Genomic DNA, 18,651 nt, shown 5'->3' with positions numbered 1-18,651 from the left:
ATGTGCTTCTAAATTGAAGGGCAGATCAGGCGCCGGAAGGTGCAACCAGATGCGTGGTCACCAGTGCAGCCAAGGCGTTTTCCTGGGTGCCGAATCGGGCCAGCAGGGCTTGCTGCTTTTCCGGGCTCAGGCGCGACCAGATCTCGATCATTTTTTCAGCAGTGCCGATCAGTGCGCTGGCCTGTGTTTCGGTGAAATCGCTCATGGGTGTGTCCGTGTGCCTCTCGCTGGTTTTCCAGGCGTATTGAAAATCGGCAGAACCGTTTTTCGATACGCCTGAAAACAATCGCCTTCAGTCTTTGCTTCGGGCTTTTTGGCTGTCTTGAGCCGAGGGTGCAGCTTTCATTGCGGCAGGTTGACCAAGCTCCTGTTGAGCCAGAGTCGACTGCTTTGGTTCCTGTTGGCCTGGTGGGAAGTTAGGGATTTCATGCATCGTCATCGCTCCTCGCAAGGGGTTGCAGATAGAACCGTGCTTTAAAAAAGCATGCGCAGGATACCCCACTGAAAATGACAATCCCGATATTTTTTTCAACTGATTGACTGAGTGGCGAAACAAAAAAAGGATTTTACTGTCTTGGGCGAGTTGGCTGGCAATAGGCCTTTATGGGATGGCTCACTGCCGGTATTGGGGCCGCAACCAATAGGCTGCCGGTTCAACGCAGTGTCCCAGCGAACGACAAATTGTGGTCCGGTGTTTGAAGATCAGAAGCGAGAGGCGCCCTTTACCCTTTACCCTTTACACACCGCCGCAATCGCCTGCGCCAGCTGATCCAGACGGCTGGCATCGATACCGGCCATGTTGGCTCGTCCGTCATTGACCATGTACACGCTTTGCTCCTCACGCAGTCTGGTGACCTGTTCGCCGGTGATGCCGGTATAGGAAAACATTCCGCGCTGCTGTGCGATGTGAGCAAAACGCTCGCCCAGCCCCAGCGGCGTCAGAGCCTCGACCAGCCCGCTGCGCAGTTGCGCCACGCGCTGACGCATCTCTTCAACCTCGTCGGACCACAGGCTTTTCAGCGCGGGATCGCCCAGAATCTCGGCCACCACGGCAGCACCGTGATCGGGTGGGTTCGACCAGAGATTACGCGCGATGCTTGCCAGCTGACTGCGCACATCCAGCAGCTTTTGTGTCTCGTCGGTGCAGACGATCAATGCGCCGGTGCGCTCGCGGTACAGGCCAAAGTTCTTCGAGCACGAGCTGGTGATCAGCAGTTCCGGCAATGCTTCGGCGAACAGACGGACCGCCCAGGCGTCTTCTTCCAGTCCGTCACCAAAGCCTTGGTAAGCGAAGTCGATCAACGGCAACAGCTCGCGGCCCTGCACGATCTTCAGCACTTCACGCCAGTCGTCGTGAGACAGGTCAAAGCCGGTAGGGTTGTGGCAGCAGGCATGCAGCAGCACCACATCGCCCTGCGGAACCTGACGCAGCGCGTCGAGCATGCCATCGACGTTCAGCCGGTTATCGCTACCCACGTACGGGTAATGATCCACCTTCAGGCCAACCTTGTTGAAGATCGTTTCATGCAGCGGCCACGTCGGGTCGCTCAGCCAGATACCCTTGCCGGGCAGGCACTGCGCGATGAAGTCTGCCGCCAGACGCAACGCGCCGGTACCGCCCGGTGTCTGGGTAGCGCCTGCACGCTTTGCCTTGATGAGCGGCGAATCGCCGCCCAGCACCAGTTCGCTGATCAGCGTGCCGAAGCGCGGATCACCGTGGCTGCCGATATAGGTTTTGGTCATCTGCCGGTCGACCAGCCGCTGTTCTGCGGCTTTCACTGCGCGCGGCACCGGCGTCTGGCCTTGTGAATCCTTGTAGACACCCACGCCCAGGTCGAACTTGTCGGGGTTCGCATCATTGGCGTAAGCCTCGATCAGACCCAGAATCGGATCGCCCGGTACACGCTGGATGTCCCTGAAATGCATTATTTGCGTCCCTCGGCGTTTTTGGCCACCTCGTCAGTGCGGGCAGCCATGATGAAGTCATTGCGGTGCAGCCCTTTGATCGAGTGGCTCCACCAGGTCACGGTCACTTTGCCCCATTCGGTCAGCAGACCCGGATGATGACCTTCAGCTTCGGCGATTTCACCGACAGCGTTGGTGAAGGCCAGGGCAAATTTGAAATTCTTGAACAGGAAGACTTTTTCCAGCTGCATGACGCTGTCGCGCACTTCGATGTTCCAGTCCGGAATCTGCCTGAGCAGTTCAGGCAGCTCGGCTTCGCTGACTTGTGGCGCGTCGGCACGGCAGGCTTCGCAGTGGGCTTGGTTGAGTGTAGTCATGAACAGGATTCCTTATGACGCGTGGCTGCCGATCAGGCGATCAGGCCGCGTGGTTTTTAGGTTTGGGCGGAAATTTTGGAGCATGCAGACCCATCTGCATACCGCGTTCGACCAGCCCCATGATGTCTTCCTGCGCCAGATCGAACAGGCGCTTGAGGTCGGGCAGAACAAAGTACACCGGTTGCAGGGTGTCGATGCGATAAGGCGTGCGCATCGCTTCGAGCGGGTCGAACGGCTGATGCTCGGGCTCCGATGACAGGCTGTACACCGCTTCCTTGGGTGAAGACAGGATGCCGCCGCCGTAGATTTTGCGTCCCTGTGGCGTGTCCACCAGGCCGAACTCGATGGTCATCCAGTACAGGCGGGCCAGATAAACCCGCTGTTCCTTGGTCGCGCTCAGGCCGAGCTTGCCGTAGGTGTGGGTGAATTCAGCGAACCAGGGATTGGTCAGCAGCGGGCAGTGACCGAAGATCTCGTGAAAGATGTCGGGTTCCTGCAGGTAGTCCAGTTCTTCTTCAGTGCGAATGAACGTCGCGACCGGGAAGCGCTTGCTGGCCAGCAGTTCGAAAAAGGTCTGGAACGGAATCAGCGCGGGCACGCGTTCGACCTGCCAGCCGGTAGTCGCTCCCAGCACCTTGTTGATTTCGCCCAGTTGCGGAATCCGGTCGTGGGGCAGGCGAAGCTGCTCGATGCCGTCCAGATATTCCTGACAGGCACGGCCTTCGATGACTTTCATCTGGCGAGTGATCAGCGTGTTCCACACCGCGTGTTCGGCGGCCGGGTAATCGATGAAACCCTCTGCGTCGGGCTCACGCGCTACGTAGTGCGTCTGGGCCATGCTGGTCTCCTGAAGAGCGCTGTTGTTGTTATGGGGCTGCTTTCTGTGCGAAGCGCAATGACCCAGAAATAGCGCAAATCCCGCGTGACGTCAGCGGGCTGCTTCGTGCGGCCTCGGTAGTTTGCACGCTCAAGCGTAACGAAAACTTTACGAATGCTTTGTCGGTCAAGCGAATCGTGGTCCTGAGAGCCCTTCATTGCGCTGGGCTGTCACGTATTCTTGACGGTAGACTTCGTGCTACAACAAAAACACGTCCCGAGGAACGAGCATCCATGCGCATCAAGGTCCATTGTCAGAATCGCATCGGCATTCTTCGCGACATTCTCGACCTGCTGGTTGCCTACGGGGTCAACGTGGCCAGAGGCGAGGTGGGTGGTGAGCATGGCGATGCGATTTACCTGCACTGCCCGAACCTGATCAACATGCAGTTCCAGGCCTTGCGTCCCCGGTTCGAGGCGATTACCGGGGTATTCGGCGTCAAACGCGTCGGATTGATGCCCAGCGAACGACGCCACATGGAGCTGAATGCCTTGCTGGGCGCGCTGGAATTTCCGGTGCTGTCCATCGACATGGCCGGTGCCATTGTGGCCGCCAACCGGGCAGCGGCCCAGTTGCTGGGCGTGCGGGTCGACGAAGTGCCAGGCATTCCGCTGTCGCGCTATGCCGAGGATTTCGACCTGCCCGCGCTGGTGCGCGCCAACAAGTCGCGGATCAATGGATTGCGCATCAAGGTGCGCGGTGATGTGTTTCTGGCGGACATCGCGCCGTTGCAGTCAGAGCATGATGACAGCGAGGCGATGGCGGGCGCAGTGTTGACGCTGCACCGGGCGGACCGGGTAGGCGAGCGCATCTATCACGTGCGCAAGCAGGAATTGCGCGGTTTTGACAGCATCTTTCAGAGTTCGAAGGTCATGGCTGCGGTGGTGCGTGAGGCGCGCCGCATGGCACCGCTGGATGCGCCTTTGTTGATCGAAGGCGAGACCGGAACCGGCAAGGAGCTGCTGGCCCGCGCCTGTCATCTGTCGAGCCCACGCGGCCAGTCGCCGATGATGGCGCTGAATTGCGCGGGACTGTCCGAGTCCATGGCCGAGACCGAATTGTTCGGCTACGACCCCGGTGCGTTCGAAGGCGCACGCGTGGAAGGGCGGCTGGGTCTGTTGGAGCTGACGGCGGGCGGCACGCTGTTTCTCGATGGCGTCGGCGAACTGAGCGCTCGTATGCAGGCCAAGTTGCTGCGCTTCATTCAGGATGGCTGCTTTCGCCGCGTGGGCAGCGATGAAGACATGTACCTGGATGTGCGTGTGATGTGCTCGACGCAAGTCGATCTGTCCGAACTCTGCGCCCAGGGTGTTTTTCGGCAGGACCTTTACCACCGGCTTAATGTGCTGACCCTGCACATTCCGCCGCTGCGCGAGTGCCTGGATGGTCTGACGCCTCTGGTCGAGCACTTTCTCGATCAGGCCAGTCGCCAGATTGGTTGCGCTTTGCCGGGAATTGCACCTGCCGCCATGAAACGACTCAGCCAGTATCACTGGCCGGGCAATGTGCGGCAGCTGGAGAATGTGTTGTTTCAGGCCGTTTCGTTGTGCGACGGCACACAGGTGCAGGCCGAACATATCCGGCTGCCCGATTACGGCGTGCGGCAGACACTGACCGATGTTTCTCTGGATGGGGGACTTGAAGCCATTGTCGGGCGTTTTGAGAAGTCGGTGCTCGAGCAACTTTACGCGCAGTATCCCAGCAGTCGGCAATTGGGTAAAAGACTGGGTGTTTCACATACAACCATTGCCAACAAGTTGCGCGGATATGAAGTGGGCAAGCACATTGAATAGCACGCGTGTTGTTTGAAAACCCTGCGCCTCATGTAAGCATTTCAGGAGGCGCCTCGCATCGTTATCTGCACAATAATCTGCGAGGCGTCGCGCCAGTCAAGCCAGTGTCAGCCGTTGCTGCAGCCGTTACCCATTACCTGATAACTCATGATGTGCTGCTTGCCCTGCGAGTCTTCGTAGACCATGCGGGCCGGGACGACCTGACAGACATTGGGGATCTGGCTGGTGGAAATGACCTTGGCGATATCCAAGTGAGTGCCGTATTTATATTCCTCGACGCGTGTCTGTTGCGCGGCAACCTTGGTTTGCGATTCTTCGGCCATGGCCAATGTACTGAGACCGCAAAGTGCCAGAATCGCGAATGAAGCTTTCATTGCTGTTTACCTTCTTGAGTGCGAGCGAATGCGCCTGACGAATAATCGAATTCAGGAAGCATTACAATTGATTTGAACCGTGCCTGTGTGGGGGCTGTTGGTGTTTGCCATGTTGGCGGAAGTGATTCTAGGCTTCTGACTGCGCGACATATATAAAGGCTTTTGATAAGCCTTTTTATCGAAACGGTAACAATCCGTTTATGGCGCCTGCGGTCATGGCATGTGTGCAGGCGTGGACGAAGCGGCCCCGGCCGGTAAGACCAACGTCGAATGGTCCTGTAAGGTAGGTCGGGATACAACGGACTCATAAAACAACAACTATCCACCGAGGTAACCAAGATGAGTGCAGCTTCCCTGTACCCCGTCCGCCCAGAAGTCGCAGCGAACACGCTGACGGATGAGGCAACCTACAAGGCCATGTACCAGCAGTCGGTGGTCAATCCCGATGGTTTCTGGCGTGAGCAGGCCAAGCGCCTCGACTGGATCAAACCCTTCACGAACGTCAAACAGACTTCCTTCGACGATCACCGCGTCGACATCAAATGGTTCGCGGACGGCACGCTGAACGTGGCCTACAACTGCCTGGACCGTCATCTGGAAGAGCGCGGCGACAGCATTGCGATCATCTGGGAAGGTGACGATCCTTCCGAACACCGTGAAATCACCTACCGCGAACTGCACGCCGAAGTCTGCAAGTTCGCCAACGCCCTGCGCGGTCAGGACGTGCACCGTGGTGACGTCGTGACTATCTATATGCCCATGATCCCCGAGGCTGTGGTCGCCATGCTGGCGTGCGCCCGGATCGGAGCGATCCACTCGGTGGTGTTCGGCGGCTTCTCGCCGGAAGCGCTGGCTGGCCGCATCATCGATTGCAGTTCCAAGGTCGTCATCACTGCTGACGAAGGTCTGCGTGGCGGCAAGAAAACCCCGCTCAAGGCCAATGTCGACCGTGCGCTGACCAACCCTGAAACCAGCAGCGTGCAGAAAGTCATTGTCTGCAAGCGCACCGGCGGCGAGATCGAGTGGAACCGCCACCGCGACATCTGGTACCACGCGTTGCTGGAAGTGGCATCGAGCACCTGCGCGCCGAAGGAAATGGGCGCTGAAGAATCCCTGTTCATCCTTTACACCTCCGGTTCCACCGGCAAGCCCAAGGGCGTGCTGCACACGACCGCCGGTTATTTGCTCTACGCGGCACTGACTCACGAACGCGTGTTCGACTACAAGCCGGGCGAGATCTACTGGTGCACGGCAGACGTGGGCTGGGTCACCGGCCACAGCTACATCGTCTACGGCCCGCTGGCCAACGGCGCGACCACACTGTTGTTCGAAGGTGTGCCGAACTACCCGGACATCACCCGCGTGTCGAAAATCATCGACAAGCACAAGGTCAACATCCTCTACACCGCACCGACCGCCATTCGCGCCATGATGGCCGAGGGTACGCGTTCGGTTGAGGGCGCTGACGGTTCCAGCCTGCGTCTGCTGGGTTCGGTGGGCGAGCCGATCAACCCCGAAGCCTGGGGCTGGTACTACGACACCGTGGGCAAGAAAAACTGCCCGATCGTCGACACTTGGTGGCAGACCGAAACCGGCGGCATCCTGATCAGCCCGCTGCCGGGTGCGACCGCGCTCAAACCGGGCTCGGCAACACGTCCGTTCTTCGGCGTGATTCCGGCGCTGGTGGACAACCTGGGCAACCTGATCGAGGGCGCGGCCGAGGGCAATCTGGTGATTCTCGATTCCTGGCCGGGTCAGTCGCGTTCTCTGTATGGCGATCACGACCGCTTCGTCGACACCTACTTCAAGACGTTCCGTGGCATGTACTTCACCGGTGATGGGGCGCGTCGCGACGAAGACGGTTACTACTGGATCACCGGTCGCGTGGACGACGTGCTCAACGTTTCCGGCCACCGCATGGGGACTGCCGAGATCGAAAGCGCGATGGTCGCGCACCCGAAAGTCGCCGAAGCGGCGGTGGTCGGTGTGCCGCATGATCTGAAAGGGCAGGGCATCTACGTGTACGTCACGCTCAACGCCGGTGAAACGGCAGATGAAGCGCTGCGCATCGAACTGCGCAACTGGGTGCGCAAGGAGATCGGTCCGATTGCCTCGCCTGACTTCATCCAGTGGGCGCCGGGCCTGCCGAAAACCCGCTCGGGCAAGATCATGCGCCGCATCCTGCGCAAGATCGCGACCGGTGAGTACGACGCCTTGGGCGACATCTCCACCCTGGCCGATCCAGGTGTTGTCCAGCACTTGATCGAAACCCACAAGGCCATGAGCGCCGCCTGATACCCCACTGATCATTCCCACGCTCCGCGTGGGAATGCCTCTCAGGACGCTCTGCGTCCCGGCTGCATGCGGTCGCTGAGCATCTGCACGATCAGCTTCTGATTTTCCAGCCGGGATATATCGACCTGTTACGCGTCTACCCGCTGTTTCTCCCGCCTGCTTCCTTGTGGGACATTCGTCCCATTATTTGTAGGAATATGCTGCGCCTCAAGACGATTCTCCAAGGCGATCACACGCTGGGCTTGCCGGATTAGAAGGCTTTGCCAATAATGGGCGCGCTTTTTGCTGTATTGATCGGTTGGATATGATCCGCTGGATCACCTGATTTCAGCTTCGTCAACAGGGTCAAGGTGCTTTTCAGGCGCTTCTGTAACTTGTTGTCGCATTGAAGAAATATCGACTTCGAGCCTGTCGTTAAAATGCCCCTCACTCGTCAGAGGCCGGTGAACCGAAACACGGTATCGGATGCCTGATGTCGCTCTCTCTGGATGGTCCTTTCGCATAATGGGCGCTGCCCACTCTGCCACTTGTCGTGCTTTACCGATGGAGTTCTGTAAATGAAAAAGCTCATGCTTATTGGCGCGCTGGCGTTGTCCGTGCTTGCCCAGCCGACATTCGCTGACGAAAAGCCGCTGAAAATCGGTATTGAAGCCGCGTACCCTCCGTTCGCCTCCAAGGCACCGGACGGCAGCATCGTCGGTTTCGACTACGACATCGGCAATGCGCTGTGTGAAGAAATGAAAGCCAAGTGCACGTGGGTCGAACAGGAATTCGACGGCCTGATCCCTGCGCTGAAAGTCCGCAAGATCGACGCGATCCTGTCTTCGATGTCCATCACCGAAGACCGCAAGAAGTCTGTGGACTTCACCGGCAAGTACTACAATTCCCCGGCCCGTCTGGTCATGAAGGAAGGCACCACGGTCAGCGACAACCTGGCTGAGCTCAAGGGCAAGAAGATCGGCGTGCAGCGTGGTTCGATCCACGAGCGTTTCGCCCGTGAAACGCTGGCGCCTCTGGGTGTCGAAGTAACGCCATACGGTTCGCAGAACGAAATCTACCTGGACATCGGCGCCGGCCGTCTGGACGGCACCGTGGCTGATGCCACCCTGCTGCAGGACGGTTTCCTGAAGACCGACGCTGGCAAGGGTTACGCATTCGTCGGCCCGTCGTTCACCGACCCGAAATACTTCGGTGACGGCATCGGCATCGCTGTGCGCAAGGGCGACAAGGCCAACCTTGACCGTCTCAACGCTGCCATCGCTGCAATCCGTGCCAATGGCAAGTACAAGGCAATCCAGGACAAGTACTTCGATTTCGACATTTACGGCAAATAAAACCGCCGCAAGGTACTGACCGAAATGGCGCAAACAGACTCGCTGGCTTGCGCCATTTTTTATTCCACGCTTGAGGACCGCACATGATGTTGAAAGGCTACGGGGCTGTGATCCTCGAAGGTGCCTGGCTGACGTTGCAGTTGGCGCTGTCATCGATGGCCCTGGCGATCGTTCTCGGTCTGATCGGCGTGGCGCTTCGTCTGTCGCCGGTGCGCTGGCTGGCCTGGTTGGGCGATCTGTACAGCACCGTGATTCGCGGTATCCCCGATCTGGTTTTGATTCTGCTGATCTTCTATGGCGGTCAGGACCTGCTCAATCGTGTCGCACCGATGCTGGGTTTTGAGGATTACATCGATCTCGACCCGTTCGCGGCCGGCATCTGCACCCTGGGCTTCATCTTTGGCGCCTACCTGTCCGAGACCTTCCGTGGCGCGTTCATGGCCATCCCCAAGGGGCAGGCCGAGGCGGGCATGGCGTATGGCATGAGCAGCGGCAAGGTGTTTTTCCGCATCCTGGTGCCGCAGATGATCCGTCTGGCGATTCCCGGTTTCACCAATAACTGGCTGGTCCTGACCAAGGCCACCGCGCTGATTTCCGTGGTCGGTCTGCAGGACATGATGTTCAAGGCCAAGCAGGCGGCGGATGCCACTCGCGAACCCTTCACTTTCTTTCTCGCGGTCGCGGCTATGTATCTGGTGATTACCAGTGTTTCGCTGCTGGCCCTGCGTTATCTGGAAAAACGCTACTCCGTGGGCGTCAGGGCGGCTGACCTATGATTTTCGACTACAACGTCATCTGGGAAAGCCTGCCGCTGTACTTCGGCGGCCTGTTGGTGACCCTCAAGCTGCTGGCGATTTCCCTGGGTTTCGGTCTGCTTGCAGCGCTGCCTCTGGGGTTGATGCGGGTCTCGAAAAACCCATGGGTGAACATGCCAGCCTGGTTGTACACCTACGTGATTCGCGGCACGCCGATGCTGGTGCAACTCTTCCTGATCTATTACGGACTGGCCCAGTTTGAAGCCGTGCGTGAAAGCGTGCTGTGGCCATGGCTGTCCAGCGCAACGTTTTGCGCCTGTCTGGCCTTCGCCGTGAATACCAGCGCCTACACCGCGGAAATCATCGCAGGCAGCCTCAAGGCAACGCCTGCCGGGGAAATCGAAGCGGCGCGGGCGATGGGCATGTCGCGCTCGAAAATGTACCGTCGCATCCTGCTGCCTTCGGCCCTGCGCCGGGCGCTGCCGCAGTACAGCAACGAAGTGATCATGATGCTGCAGACCACCAGTCTGGCGTCCATCGTGACCCTCATCGATATCACCGGCGCGGCCCGTACGGTCAACGCCCAGTTCTACCTGCCTTTCGAGGCGTACATCACCGCAGGCGTTTTCTATCTGTGCCTGACATTCATTCTGGTGCGACTGTTCAAGATGGCCGAACGTCGCTGGCTGGGCTACATGGCCCCACGGAAGGTCTGAAATGCAAAGAGTCGATCATGTATTGCCGTGGAGCACCCTCGGCACCCAGCGCCAGTTGAGCGTCTTCAGTTTCGGTTCCGGCGAGCGCAAGGCCTATATTCAGGCCAGCCTGCACGCCGATGAACTGCCGGGCATGCGCACTGCGTGGGAGTTGAAGAAACGCCTTACCGAGCTTGAGCAGCAGGGCGCGCTGAAAGGCATCATCGAACTGGTGCCGGTCGCCAACCCGCTGGGCCTCGGTCAACTGCTGCAAGGCGCGCATCAAGGGCGTTTCGAGTTCGGCAGCGGCAAGAACTTCAATCGCGACTTCACTGAATTGAGCGAACCGGTTGCCGAGTTGCTGGAAGGGCAATTGGGCGACGATCCGCGCGCCAATACTCAGTTGATTCGTCAGGCCATGAGCGCAGTGCTCGAGCGTCTGCCTGCGCCGCAATGCGAGCTGCAGGGCATGCAGCGGATTCTGCTCAAGCACGCCTGCGTCGCCGACGTGGTGCTCGATCTGCACTGCGACGCCGATGCCGCGCTGCACATGTACGCGCTGCCCCAGCACTGGCCGCAGTGGCGTTCGTTGTCGGCGCACCTGAACGTCAAGGTCGGGTTGCTGGCCGAGGACTCGGGCGGCAGCTCATTCGATGAAGCCTGTTCGTTGCCATGGCTGCGACTGTCGCGAATCTTCCCGCAGGCGCAGATCCCGCTGGCCTGTCTGGCGACCACCATCGAGTTGGGCGGTCAGGCCGACACCGGCAGGCCCGAAGCCGAAGCCCATGCCGAAGGTATTCTGGCGTTTCTGGCCGAGCAGGGTTTTATCAGTGGCGACTGGCCTCAGCCCGCACACGACGCCTGCGAAGGCATGCCGTTCGAAGGCACTGAATTGCTCTACGCGCCGCATCCCGGTGTGGTTACGTTCCTGCGCGCCCCTGGTGAGTGGGTCGAGCCCGGCGAGCCGCTGTTCGAAGTTATCGATCCGCTGTCCGATCAGGTCAGCACCCTTTGCGCGAATACTGCCGGTGTGCTGTTTGCCATCGAGCGGCTTCGCTACGCTCAACCCGGTTTCTGGCTGGCCAAAGTGGCGGGGCGCACGGCGCTGCGTCAGGGACGCCTGCTCAGTGATTGATCGTTCCGAGAGAAACCAAAGCATGAACAAACTGGAAGTCCAGGACCTGCACAAGCGGTATGGCAGCCATGAAGTGATCAAGGGCGTGTCCCTGACGGCCAGCGCTGGCGATGTGATCAGCATCATCGGCTCCAGCGGCTCGGGCAAAAGCACGTTTCTGCGTTGCATCAACCTGCTCGAACAGCCTCATGCGGGCAAGATTCTGCTCAATGGTGAAGAGCTGAAGCTGGTCCCGAACAAGGACGGCGGTCTGAAGGCGGCGGACGGCAAGCAGTTGCAGCGCATGCGCTCGCGCCTGTCCATGGTGTTCCAGCATTTCAATCTGTGGTCGCACATGACTGCGCTGCAGAACATCATCGAGGCGCCGGTGCATGTGCTGGGCGTTCCGAAGAAGGAAGCGCTGGAAAAGGCCGAGTATTACCTGGCCAAGGTTGGCGTCGGGCACCGCAAGGATGCCTATCCGGGGCACATGTCCGGTGGCGAGCAGCAGCGCGTGGCGATTGCCCGCGCGCTGGCGATGGAGCCTGAGGTGATGCTGTTCGATGAGCCGACGTCGGCACTCGATCCTGAGCTGGTCGGCGATGTGCTCAAGGTCATGCAGGGTCTGGCGCAGGAAGGCCGGACCATGGTGGTGGTGACCCACGAAATGGGCTTTGCCCGTGAAGTCTCCAACCAGTTGGTCTTTCTGCATCAGGGCGTGGTGCTGGAACGTGGCGACCCGCGTGAAGTGCTGGCCAATCCGCAGACCGAGCGCCTGCAGCAGTTTCTGTCCGGCAGCTTGAAGTGATGAGTGGCACCGCTTCGGCGGTGCCTTTTTGCAACAGAACAGGGCATGCTGCGCGACACGCGACATGACCTGGAGATTCCAGATCGAGCCTGTTCATGGGCTTGGCTTTTGCGGCGATACGTATCGGATGTCCCAATGACTGCCCATCGAATAGGTTTCCTTGTCTGGCCTGGCACCAAAGCCCTGACCCTGGCGCTTGCCGAGGAAGCCTTGCGCATGGCCCAGCGCGTGCACCCTGAAGTGGTCTACGAGCTGTCGTTTCTGCAGGCCGAACCTGCCGATCCCGCCGCTACCGGCGGCTGGCAATTGCCGGGCGAGCCCTGGGCCGGGCGTCTGGACGGGCTGGACAAGCTGTTTCTGCTGGCGGACGAGCCACCTGCTCCAGTGGCATCGGTGCTCGGCAGTGCCCTCAAGCAATTGGTGCGTGCCGGCTGTTCGATTGGCGGTCTGTCGGCGGGCGTTTACCCGTTGGCGCAACTCGGGTTGCTCGACGGCTATCGCGCCGCTGTGCACTGGCGCTGGCAGGACGATTTCAGCGAGCGCTTCCCGAAAGTCATCGCCACCAGCCACTTGTTCGACTGGGACCGCGACCGCCTGACGGCCTGCGGCGGCATGTCGGTGCTCGATCTCTTGCTGGCAGTGCTGTCCCGTGATCATGGCGCTGAACTGGCGGGTGCGGTTTCCGAAGAGCTGGTGGTGGAGCGCATTCGCGAGGGCGGTGAGCGTCAGCGCATCCCGTTGCAGAACCGGCTGGGTTCCAGTCATCCGAAGCTCACCCAGGCGGTGCTGCTGATGGAAGCCAACATCGAAGAGCCCCTGACCACCGATGAGATTGCCCAGCATGTCTGCGTGTCGCGTCGTCAGCTGGAGCGCATCTTCAAGCAGTACCTCAATCGCGTGCCCAGCCAGTACTACCTGGAACTGCGCCTGAACAAGGCACGCCAGATGCTGATGCAGACCAGCAAATCGATCATCCAGATCGGCCTGTCCTGTGGTTTCTCCTCCGGGCCGCACTTCTCAAGCGCTTACCGCAACTTCTTCGGCGCCACACCCCGTGAAGACCGCAACCAGCGACGCAGCAGCAGCCCGTTCGAGCTTTCTCCGGTGCCGGCCGAGCGCGGCTGAAACACCTCTGTCACGGCGGCGCATCAATCTGCGCGCGCCGACAGCGCCGGGCCAGACACCCGCCCCCCAATCGGTTTAAACTGCGCCTTTGTGACGCAATATGTCGCATTGCCGAAAACCTTGAAAAAACACGGTTTTGCGTTGTAACAAGTTGTCGCCTGGCGGCAAGGTCGAAGCCGAATCTGTCCTTACAATCTTTCTATCGCTCGCCAGTTTCAGGCAGGCGTTCCTCATCAGGAGACTCCGATGTCCGTTGAGCATGCTGCGGTGCAACGCGCCGATTTCGACCAGGTAATGGTCCCCAATTACGCGCCGGCCGGGTTCATTCCCGTACGTGGCGCGGGCTCCCGAGTCTGGGACCAGGCGGGCCGTGAGCTGGTGGACTTTTCGGGCGGGATCGCCGTCAACGTTCTGGGCCACTGCCACCCGGCGCTGGTCGGTGCCTTGACCGAGCAGGCCAATAGTCTGTGGCATGTGTCGAACGTCTTCACCAACGAGCCGACCCTGCGTCTGGCCAAAAAGCTGGTGGACGCGACCTTCGCCGATCGCGTGTTCTTCTGTAACTCCGGTGCCGAAGCCAACGAAGCGGCCTTCAAGCTGGCCCGTCGTGTGGCGCATGACCTGTACGGGCCTGAGAAGTACGAGATCATCGCCGCCGTGAACAGCTTTCACGGTCGCACGCTGTTCACCGTGAGCGTCGGCGGTCAGCCGAAATACTCCGACGGTTTCGGCCCGAAGATCACCGGCATCAGCCACGTGCCTTACAACGACCTTGAGGCGCTGAAAGCGGCGGTCTCCGACAAGACCTGCGCGGTAGTGCTGGAGCCGATTCAGGGTGAGGGCGGTGTGCTGCCCGGCGAGCTGGAATACCTGCAAGGCGCGCGCAAACTGTGTGACGAGCACAAGGCCCTGCTGGTGTTCGACGAAGTGCAGAGCGGCATGGGTCGTAGCGGCCATCTGTTCGCCTACATGCATTACGGCGTGACCCCGGACATTCTTTCCAGCGCCAAGAGCATTGGCGGCGGCTTCCCGCTGGCGGCCATGCTGACCACCGACAAACTCGCCAAACACCTGGCCGTCGGCGTACATGGCACCACGTATGGCGGCAATCCGCTGGCCTGTGCAGTGGGTGAGGCGGTGATCGACGTCGTCAACACTCCTGAAGTGCTGGCGGGCGTCAAGGCCAAGCACGAGCGCTTCAAGACCCGTCTGGAAAAGATCGGCCAGCAATACGGTGTATTCACCGAAGTGCGCGGCCTCGGTCTGTTGATCGGCTGCGTGCTGTCCGATGCCTGGAAAGGCAAGGCCAAGGACTTCTTCAATGCGGCCGAAGCCCAGGACCTGATGATTCTGCAGGCCGGCCCTGACGTGATTCGTTTCGCGCCAAGTCTGGTGATCGAAGACGCCGACATCGACGAAGGCCTGAACCGCTTCGAGCGCGCCGTCGCCAAACTGACGTCCTGAGTCAACGCGTTATCTGCCGGTGCCCGCCAGGGCGGGCACCGGCCTCTTATCTGGCACCCTGCGGGCAAGACGCCGCGTGGTGCTTTTTTTAGCGCCGGTCGTTCCGGCCTGTGGATCTACAAGGAGTGGCACCATGCTGGTGATGCGCCCCGCGCAAATGGCTGATCTGGCCGAGGTTCAACGCCTCGCCGCCGACAGCCCGATTGGTGTCACGTCCTTGCCCGACGATGCTGGCCGCCTGAGCGACAAGATCGGCTCCTCGGAGGCTTCGTTCGCTGCAGAAGTCAGCTTCAACGGCGAAGAGACCTACTTCTTCGTGCTGGAAGACAGCGAGAGCGGACAACTGGTGGGTTGTTCGGGCATCGTCGCCTCGGCGGGTTATTCGGAGCCGTTCTACAGCTTTCGCAACGAGACCTTTGTACACGCGTCTCGCGAGTTGAAAATCCACAACAAGATTCACGTGCTGTCGCAGTGTCACGACCTGACCGGTAACAGCCTGCTGACCAGCTTCTACGTCGTGCCTGAACTGGTCGGCACGCCGTGGTCTGAGCTCAACTCCCGAGGCCGCCTGCTGTTCGTCGCCAGTCATCCCGAGCGCTTTGCCGATTCGGTGGTGACAGAGATCGTCGGCTACAGCGACGAGAATGGCGACTCGCCGTTCTGGGACGCCATCGGTCGTAACTTCTTCGACCTCAACTATGCCGCCGCCGAGCGTCTGTGCGGGCTGAAAAGCCGCACCTTCCTCGCTGAGTTGATGCCGCATTACCCGATCTACGTGCCGCTGCTGCCCGATGAAGCGCAGGAAGCCATGGGACAGGTGCACCCGCGTGCGCAGATCACCTTCGACATCCTGATGCGCGAGGGCTTCGAAACCGATCACTACATCGACATTTTCGACGGCGGTCCGACCCTGCACGCACGGGTCTCCGGCATTCGTTCGATTGCCCAGAGCCGTCTGGTGCCGGTGAAGATCGAGGCGGGCGCCAACAGCGGCAATGCCAGCGATGTCGGCCGGGGCGGACGTCCGTATCTGGTCGCCAATGGTCTGCTGCAGGATTACCGCGCCGTGCTGCTGGAGCTGGACTGGGCGCCTGGTCGTCCGGTGGTGCTGAGCCTGCAGGCCGCCGAAGCGCTGGGTGTCGGTGAAGGTGCCAGTGTGCGGATCGTGGCGGTCTGAGTCAGACCTGCGAAAGCTGTTAAGCGAGTTTCGAGGCTCTTGAGAGCCGCTGAGGAGATAACATGATCGTTCGTCCCGTACGCAGCAGTGATCTGCCCGCGCTGATCGAATTGGCGCGCAGCACCGGTGCCGGTCTGACGACCCTGCCAGCCAACGAGCAGCGCCTGGCGCATCGTGTTGGCTGGGCTGAAAAGACCTTTCGCGGCGAAGCCGAGCGGGGCGATGCGGACTACCTGTTCGTGCTCGAAGACGATGAAGGACGCGTGGTGGGTATCTCGGCCATTGCCGGTGCCGTCGGCCTGCGTGAGCCCTGGTACAACTACCGGGTCGGCCTGACCGTCAGCGCGTCGCAGGAACTGAACATCTATCGCGAGATTCCGACGCTGTTTCTGGCCAACGACCTGACTGGCAACTCGGAACTGTGCTCGCTGTTCCTGCGCAGCGACGCCCGCAATGGCCTCAACGGCCGCCTGCTGTCCAAGGCGCGCATGCTGTTCATTGCCGAGTTTCCGAAATTGTTCGGCAACAAGATCATCGCCGAAATGCGCGGCATGTCCGACGAGAACGGACGTTCGCCGTTCTGGGAAAGCCTGGGCCGACACTTCTTCAAGATGGAATTCAGCCAGGCCGATTACCTGACCGGTGTCGGCAACAAGGCGTTCATCGCCGAACTGATGCCCAAGTTTCCGCTGTACACCTGTTTTCTGTCCGAAGATGCCCGCAACGTAATCGGCCGTGTACACGCCGACACCGAGCCCGCGTTGACCATGCTCAAGGCTGAAGGCTTCAGTTATCAGGGCTACGTCGACATCTTCGACGCCGGGCCGGCTATCGAATGCGAAACCGGCAAGATCCGGGCGGTACACGACAGCCAGGCGCTGGTGCTGGCCATTGGTACGCCGGGCGACGATGCGCCACAATTTCTGATCTACAACCGCAAGCGCGAGGACTGCCGCATCACAGTCGGACCGGCGCGCTTTGCCGCAGGCACCCTGGTGGTCGATCCGATGACCGCCAAACGCCTGCGCATGAGTGCTGGCGACAACGTGCGGGCAGTGCCGCTGTCGGCGGCGCGGGAGGGAGTCTGATGAGTACGCTGTATATCGCAGGTGCCTGGCAGGCCGGGCAGGGTGAGACCATCACGTCGTTGAACCCGGTGACCCAGCAGGTGCTGTGGTCCGGTCAGGGCGCGACGGCCGGGCAGGTCGATCTGGCGGTGCAGGCTGCGCGACAGGCCTTTCCGGGCTGGGCGCGGCGCTCGTTGCAAGAGCGTATTGACGTGCTCGAAGCCTTCGCTGCACGTCTGAAACATCACGCTGACGATCTGGCGCGCTGTATCGGTGAAGAAACCGGCAAGCCGCTGTGGGAGTCGGCTACCGAAGTAACCACCATGGTCAACAAGGTCGCCATCTCGGTCCAGAGCTATCGCGAGCGGACCGGCGAAAAGAGCGGCCCGCTGGGCGACGCCACTGCGGTGCTGCGCCACAAACCGCACGGTGTGGTTGCCGTATTCGGTCCTTACAATTTCCCCGGCCACTTGCCCAACGGTCACATCGTGCCTGCGCTGCTGGCCGGTAATACCGTGCTGTTCAAACCCAGTGAACTGACCCCGAAAGTCGCCGAGCTGACCGTCAAGTGCTGGATCGAAGCCGGGCTGCCAACCGGTGTGCTCAACCTGCTGCAGGGTGATCGTGAAACCGGCATCGCGCTGGCCGCCAATCCGGGTATCGACGGGCTGTTCTTCACCGGTTCCAGTCGCACTGGCAATGCGTTGCATCAGCAGTTTGCAGGCCGTCCGGACAAGATCCTCGCTCTGGAGATGGGCGGCAACAATCCGTTGGTGGTCGATGAGGTCCAGGACGTGGACGCTGCGGTGTACACCGTGATCCAGTCGGCTTTCATTTCCGCCGGTCAGCGTTGCACCTGTGCACGCAGGCTGCTGGTACCTCAGGGCGAGTGGGGCGACGCCTTTCTGGCCCGTCTGGTGGCTGTCAGCGAAACCATCGAAGTCGGCTCGTTCGATCAGCAGCCTGCGCCGTTCATGGGCTCGGTGATTTCGCTGGACGCCGCGCTTGGCCTCCTGGACGCCCAGCGCATCCTGCTGGCCAAGGGCGCCGTGTCGCTGCTTGAAATGCGTCAGCCGCTGGCCCAGTCTGCCTTGCTGACCCCCGGCATCATCGATGTGACGGCAGTCAGCGAGCGTTCCGACGAAGAGTTGTTCGGCCCGCTGTTGCAGGTGATTCGCTACGCCGATTTCGACGCGGCCATTGCCGAAGCCAACGACACGCACTACGGCCTCGCAGCCGGTCTGCTGTCGGACTCCGAAGCGCGCTATCAGCAGTTCTGGCTGGAAAGCCGCGCCGGTATCGTCAACTGGAACAAGCAGTTGACCGGTGCAGCCAGCAGTGCGCCATTTGGTGGTGTGGGTGCGTCGGGCAATCATCGCGCCAGCGCCTATTACGCCGCCGATTACTGCGCGTATCCTGTGGCATCCCTTGAAACCGGTAGCCTGACGCTGCCGACCACGCTGACTCCGGGCATCAGGCTGAGCTGACAGT

The 18,651-nt window shown here is 60.4% G+C and carries 17 protein-coding genes; 12 read left to right on the top strand and 5 right to left on the bottom strand.

Annotated elements, in window-relative coordinates; genetic code table 11:
* Positions 1–25: 25 nt before the first annotated feature.
* The 4 genes from CFBP1590_RS17685 to phhA form a co-directional block, all read right to left on the bottom strand.
* Positions 26–205, bottom strand: coding sequence for a hypothetical protein (locus CFBP1590_RS17685; protein ID WP_025994304.1), 180 nt, complete (start codon positions 203–205; stop codon positions 26–28).
* 524 nt (positions 206–729) lie between these two features.
* Positions 730–1,926 (bottom strand): amino acid aminotransferase, encoded by a 1,197-nt coding sequence (locus CFBP1590_RS17680; RefSeq protein ID WP_088235622.1) that lies wholly within the window; start codon positions 1,924–1,926, stop codon positions 730–732.
* On the bottom strand, positions 1,926–2,282 hold the full coding sequence (locus CFBP1590_RS17675) for a 4a-hydroxytetrahydrobiopterin dehydratase (RefSeq protein WP_025994306.1): 357 nt from the start codon (positions 2,280–2,282) through the stop codon (positions 1,926–1,928). Before CFBP1590_RS17675 ends, CFBP1590_RS17680 begins: the two co-directional genes overlap by 1 nt.
* Before the next feature lie 40 nt (positions 2,283–2,322).
* A complete protein-coding gene (gene phhA / locus CFBP1590_RS17670; RefSeq protein WP_088235621.1) occupies positions 2,323–3,120 on the bottom strand; it encodes a phenylalanine 4-monooxygenase in 798 nt (265 codons plus the stop codon).
* Between the two features lie 272 nt (positions 3,121–3,392).
* Between phhA and CFBP1590_RS17665 the strand changes: the two genes are divergently transcribed.
* Positions 3,393–4,952: a sigma-54-dependent transcriptional regulator gene (locus tag CFBP1590_RS17665; protein WP_058432808.1), complete on the top strand. Its 1,560-nt coding sequence runs from the start codon at positions 3,393–3,395 to the stop codon at positions 4,950–4,952.
* A gap of 107 nt (positions 4,953–5,059) precedes the next feature.
* On the opposite strand, the gene CFBP1590_RS17660 is transcribed toward CFBP1590_RS17665, so the two are convergent.
* Positions 5,060–5,326: a DUF2790 domain-containing protein gene (locus tag CFBP1590_RS17660; protein WP_058432809.1), complete on the bottom strand. Its 267-nt coding sequence runs from the start codon at positions 5,324–5,326 to the stop codon at positions 5,060–5,062.
* 339 nt (positions 5,327–5,665) lie between these two features.
* Here CFBP1590_RS17660 and acs point away from each other — a divergent pair, with 339 nt between their 5' ends.
* From acs to astD, 11 genes are all read left to right on the top strand, one after another.
* Positions 5,666–7,621: an acetate--CoA ligase gene (acs, locus tag CFBP1590_RS17655; protein ID WP_088235620.1), complete on the top strand. Its 1,956-nt coding sequence runs from the start codon at positions 5,666–5,668 to the stop codon at positions 7,619–7,621.
* Positions 7,622–8,178: 557 nt separating this feature from the next.
* Entirely contained in the window at positions 8,179–8,955 is a 777-nt protein-coding gene (gene aotJ, locus CFBP1590_RS17650) for an L-arginine-binding protein AotJ (protein ID WP_004886149.1), read from the top strand.
* Between the two features lie 86 nt (positions 8,956–9,041).
* Entirely contained in the window at positions 9,042–9,731 is a 690-nt protein-coding gene (locus CFBP1590_RS17645; protein WP_004886147.1) for an ABC transporter permease, read from the top strand.
* Positions 9,728–10,426 carry an ABC transporter permease gene (locus CFBP1590_RS17640; protein WP_004886146.1) on the top strand — a complete coding sequence of 233 codons (699 nt, stop codon included), beginning with the start codon at positions 9,728–9,730 and terminating at the stop codon, positions 10,424–10,426. The genes CFBP1590_RS17645 and CFBP1590_RS17640 overlap by 4 nt, the downstream gene beginning before the upstream one ends.
* A 1-nt stretch (position 10,427) precedes the next feature.
* Positions 10,428–11,540 carry a M14 family metallopeptidase gene (locus tag CFBP1590_RS17635; protein ID WP_088235619.1) on the top strand — a complete coding sequence of 371 codons (1,113 nt, stop codon included), beginning with the start codon at positions 10,428–10,430 and terminating at the stop codon, positions 11,538–11,540.
* A gap of 22 nt (positions 11,541–11,562) precedes the next feature.
* The gene (locus tag CFBP1590_RS17630) at positions 11,563–12,327 is read left to right on the top strand and encodes an ABC transporter ATP-binding protein (RefSeq protein WP_029244297.1); all 765 of its coding nucleotides are present in this window, start codon (positions 11,563–11,565) and stop codon (positions 12,325–12,327) included.
* A gap of 135 nt (positions 12,328–12,462) precedes the next feature.
* The gene (argR, locus tag CFBP1590_RS17625; protein ID WP_025994313.1) at positions 12,463–13,452 is read left to right on the top strand and encodes a transcriptional regulator ArgR; all 990 of its coding nucleotides are present in this window, start codon (positions 12,463–12,465) and stop codon (positions 13,450–13,452) included.
* A 246-nt stretch (positions 13,453–13,698) separates the two neighbouring features.
* On the top strand, positions 13,699–14,916 hold the full coding sequence (locus CFBP1590_RS17615; RefSeq protein ID WP_088235617.1) for an aspartate aminotransferase family protein: 1,218 nt from the start codon (positions 13,699–13,701) through the stop codon (positions 14,914–14,916).
* Between the two features lie 133 nt (positions 14,917–15,049).
* Positions 15,050–16,093, top strand: coding sequence for an arginine/ornithine succinyltransferase subunit alpha (aruF, locus tag CFBP1590_RS17610; RefSeq protein WP_004886120.1), 1,044 nt, complete (start codon positions 15,050–15,052; stop codon positions 16,091–16,093).
* 62 nt (positions 16,094–16,155) lie between these two features.
* On the top strand, positions 16,156–17,181 hold the full coding sequence (gene aruG, locus CFBP1590_RS17605) for an arginine N-succinyltransferase subunit beta (RefSeq protein ID WP_025992932.1): 1,026 nt from the start codon (positions 16,156–16,158) through the stop codon (positions 17,179–17,181).
* The gene (gene astD / locus CFBP1590_RS17600; RefSeq protein ID WP_163004039.1) at positions 17,178–18,647 is read left to right on the top strand and encodes a succinylglutamate-semialdehyde dehydrogenase; all 1,470 of its coding nucleotides are present in this window, start codon (positions 17,178–17,180) and stop codon (positions 18,645–18,647) included. Before aruG ends, astD begins: the two co-directional genes overlap by 4 nt.
* The last annotated feature ends 4 nt before the right edge of the window (positions 18,648–18,651 follow it).

The organism is Pseudomonas viridiflava, assembly GCF_900184295.1.
Taxonomy (GTDB): Bacteria; Pseudomonadota; Gammaproteobacteria; order Pseudomonadales; family Pseudomonadaceae; genus Aquipseudomonas; species Aquipseudomonas viridiflava.
This window is presented reverse-complemented; position numbering and strand designations above follow the sequence as displayed.

Bases quoted from the DNA above. Each gene is read 5' to 3' on its own strand.
- CFBP1590_RS17685 (WP_025994304.1), bottom strand. From the start codon at position 205: ATGAGCGATTTCACCGAAACACAGGCCAGCGCACTGATCGGCACTGCT.
- CFBP1590_RS17680 (WP_088235622.1), bottom strand. From the start codon at position 1,926: ATGCATTTCAGGGACATCCAGCGTGTACCGGGCGATCCGATTCTGGGT.
- CFBP1590_RS17675 (WP_025994306.1), bottom strand. From the start codon at position 2,282: ATGACTACACTCAACCAAGCCCACTGCGAAGCCTGCCGTGCCGACGCG.
- phhA (WP_088235621.1), bottom strand. From the start codon at position 3,120: ATGGCCCAGACGCACTACGTAGCGCGTGAGCCCGACGCAGAGGGTTTC.
- CFBP1590_RS17665 (WP_058432808.1), top strand. From the start codon at position 3,393: ATGCGCATCAAGGTCCATTGTCAGAATCGCATCGGCATTCTTCGCGAC.
- CFBP1590_RS17660 (WP_058432809.1), bottom strand. From the start codon at position 5,326: ATGAAAGCTTCATTCGCGATTCTGGCACTTTGCGGTCTCAGTACATTG.
- acs (WP_088235620.1), top strand. From the start codon at position 5,666: ATGAGTGCAGCTTCCCTGTACCCCGTCCGCCCAGAAGTCGCAGCGAAC.
- aotJ (WP_004886149.1), top strand. From the start codon at position 8,179: ATGAAAAAGCTCATGCTTATTGGCGCGCTGGCGTTGTCCGTGCTTGCC.
- CFBP1590_RS17645 (WP_004886147.1), top strand. From the start codon at position 9,042: ATGTTGAAAGGCTACGGGGCTGTGATCCTCGAAGGTGCCTGGCTGACG.
- CFBP1590_RS17640 (WP_004886146.1), top strand. From the start codon at position 9,728: ATGATTTTCGACTACAACGTCATCTGGGAAAGCCTGCCGCTGTACTTC.
- CFBP1590_RS17635 (WP_088235619.1), top strand. From the start codon at position 10,428: ATGCAAAGAGTCGATCATGTATTGCCGTGGAGCACCCTCGGCACCCAG.
- CFBP1590_RS17630 (WP_029244297.1), top strand. From the start codon at position 11,563: ATGAACAAACTGGAAGTCCAGGACCTGCACAAGCGGTATGGCAGCCAT.
- argR (WP_025994313.1), top strand. From the start codon at position 12,463: ATGACTGCCCATCGAATAGGTTTCCTTGTCTGGCCTGGCACCAAAGCC.
- CFBP1590_RS17615 (WP_088235617.1), top strand. From the start codon at position 13,699: ATGTCCGTTGAGCATGCTGCGGTGCAACGCGCCGATTTCGACCAGGTA.
- aruF (WP_004886120.1), top strand. From the start codon at position 15,050: ATGCTGGTGATGCGCCCCGCGCAAATGGCTGATCTGGCCGAGGTTCAA.
- aruG (WP_025992932.1), top strand. From the start codon at position 16,156: ATGATCGTTCGTCCCGTACGCAGCAGTGATCTGCCCGCGCTGATCGAA.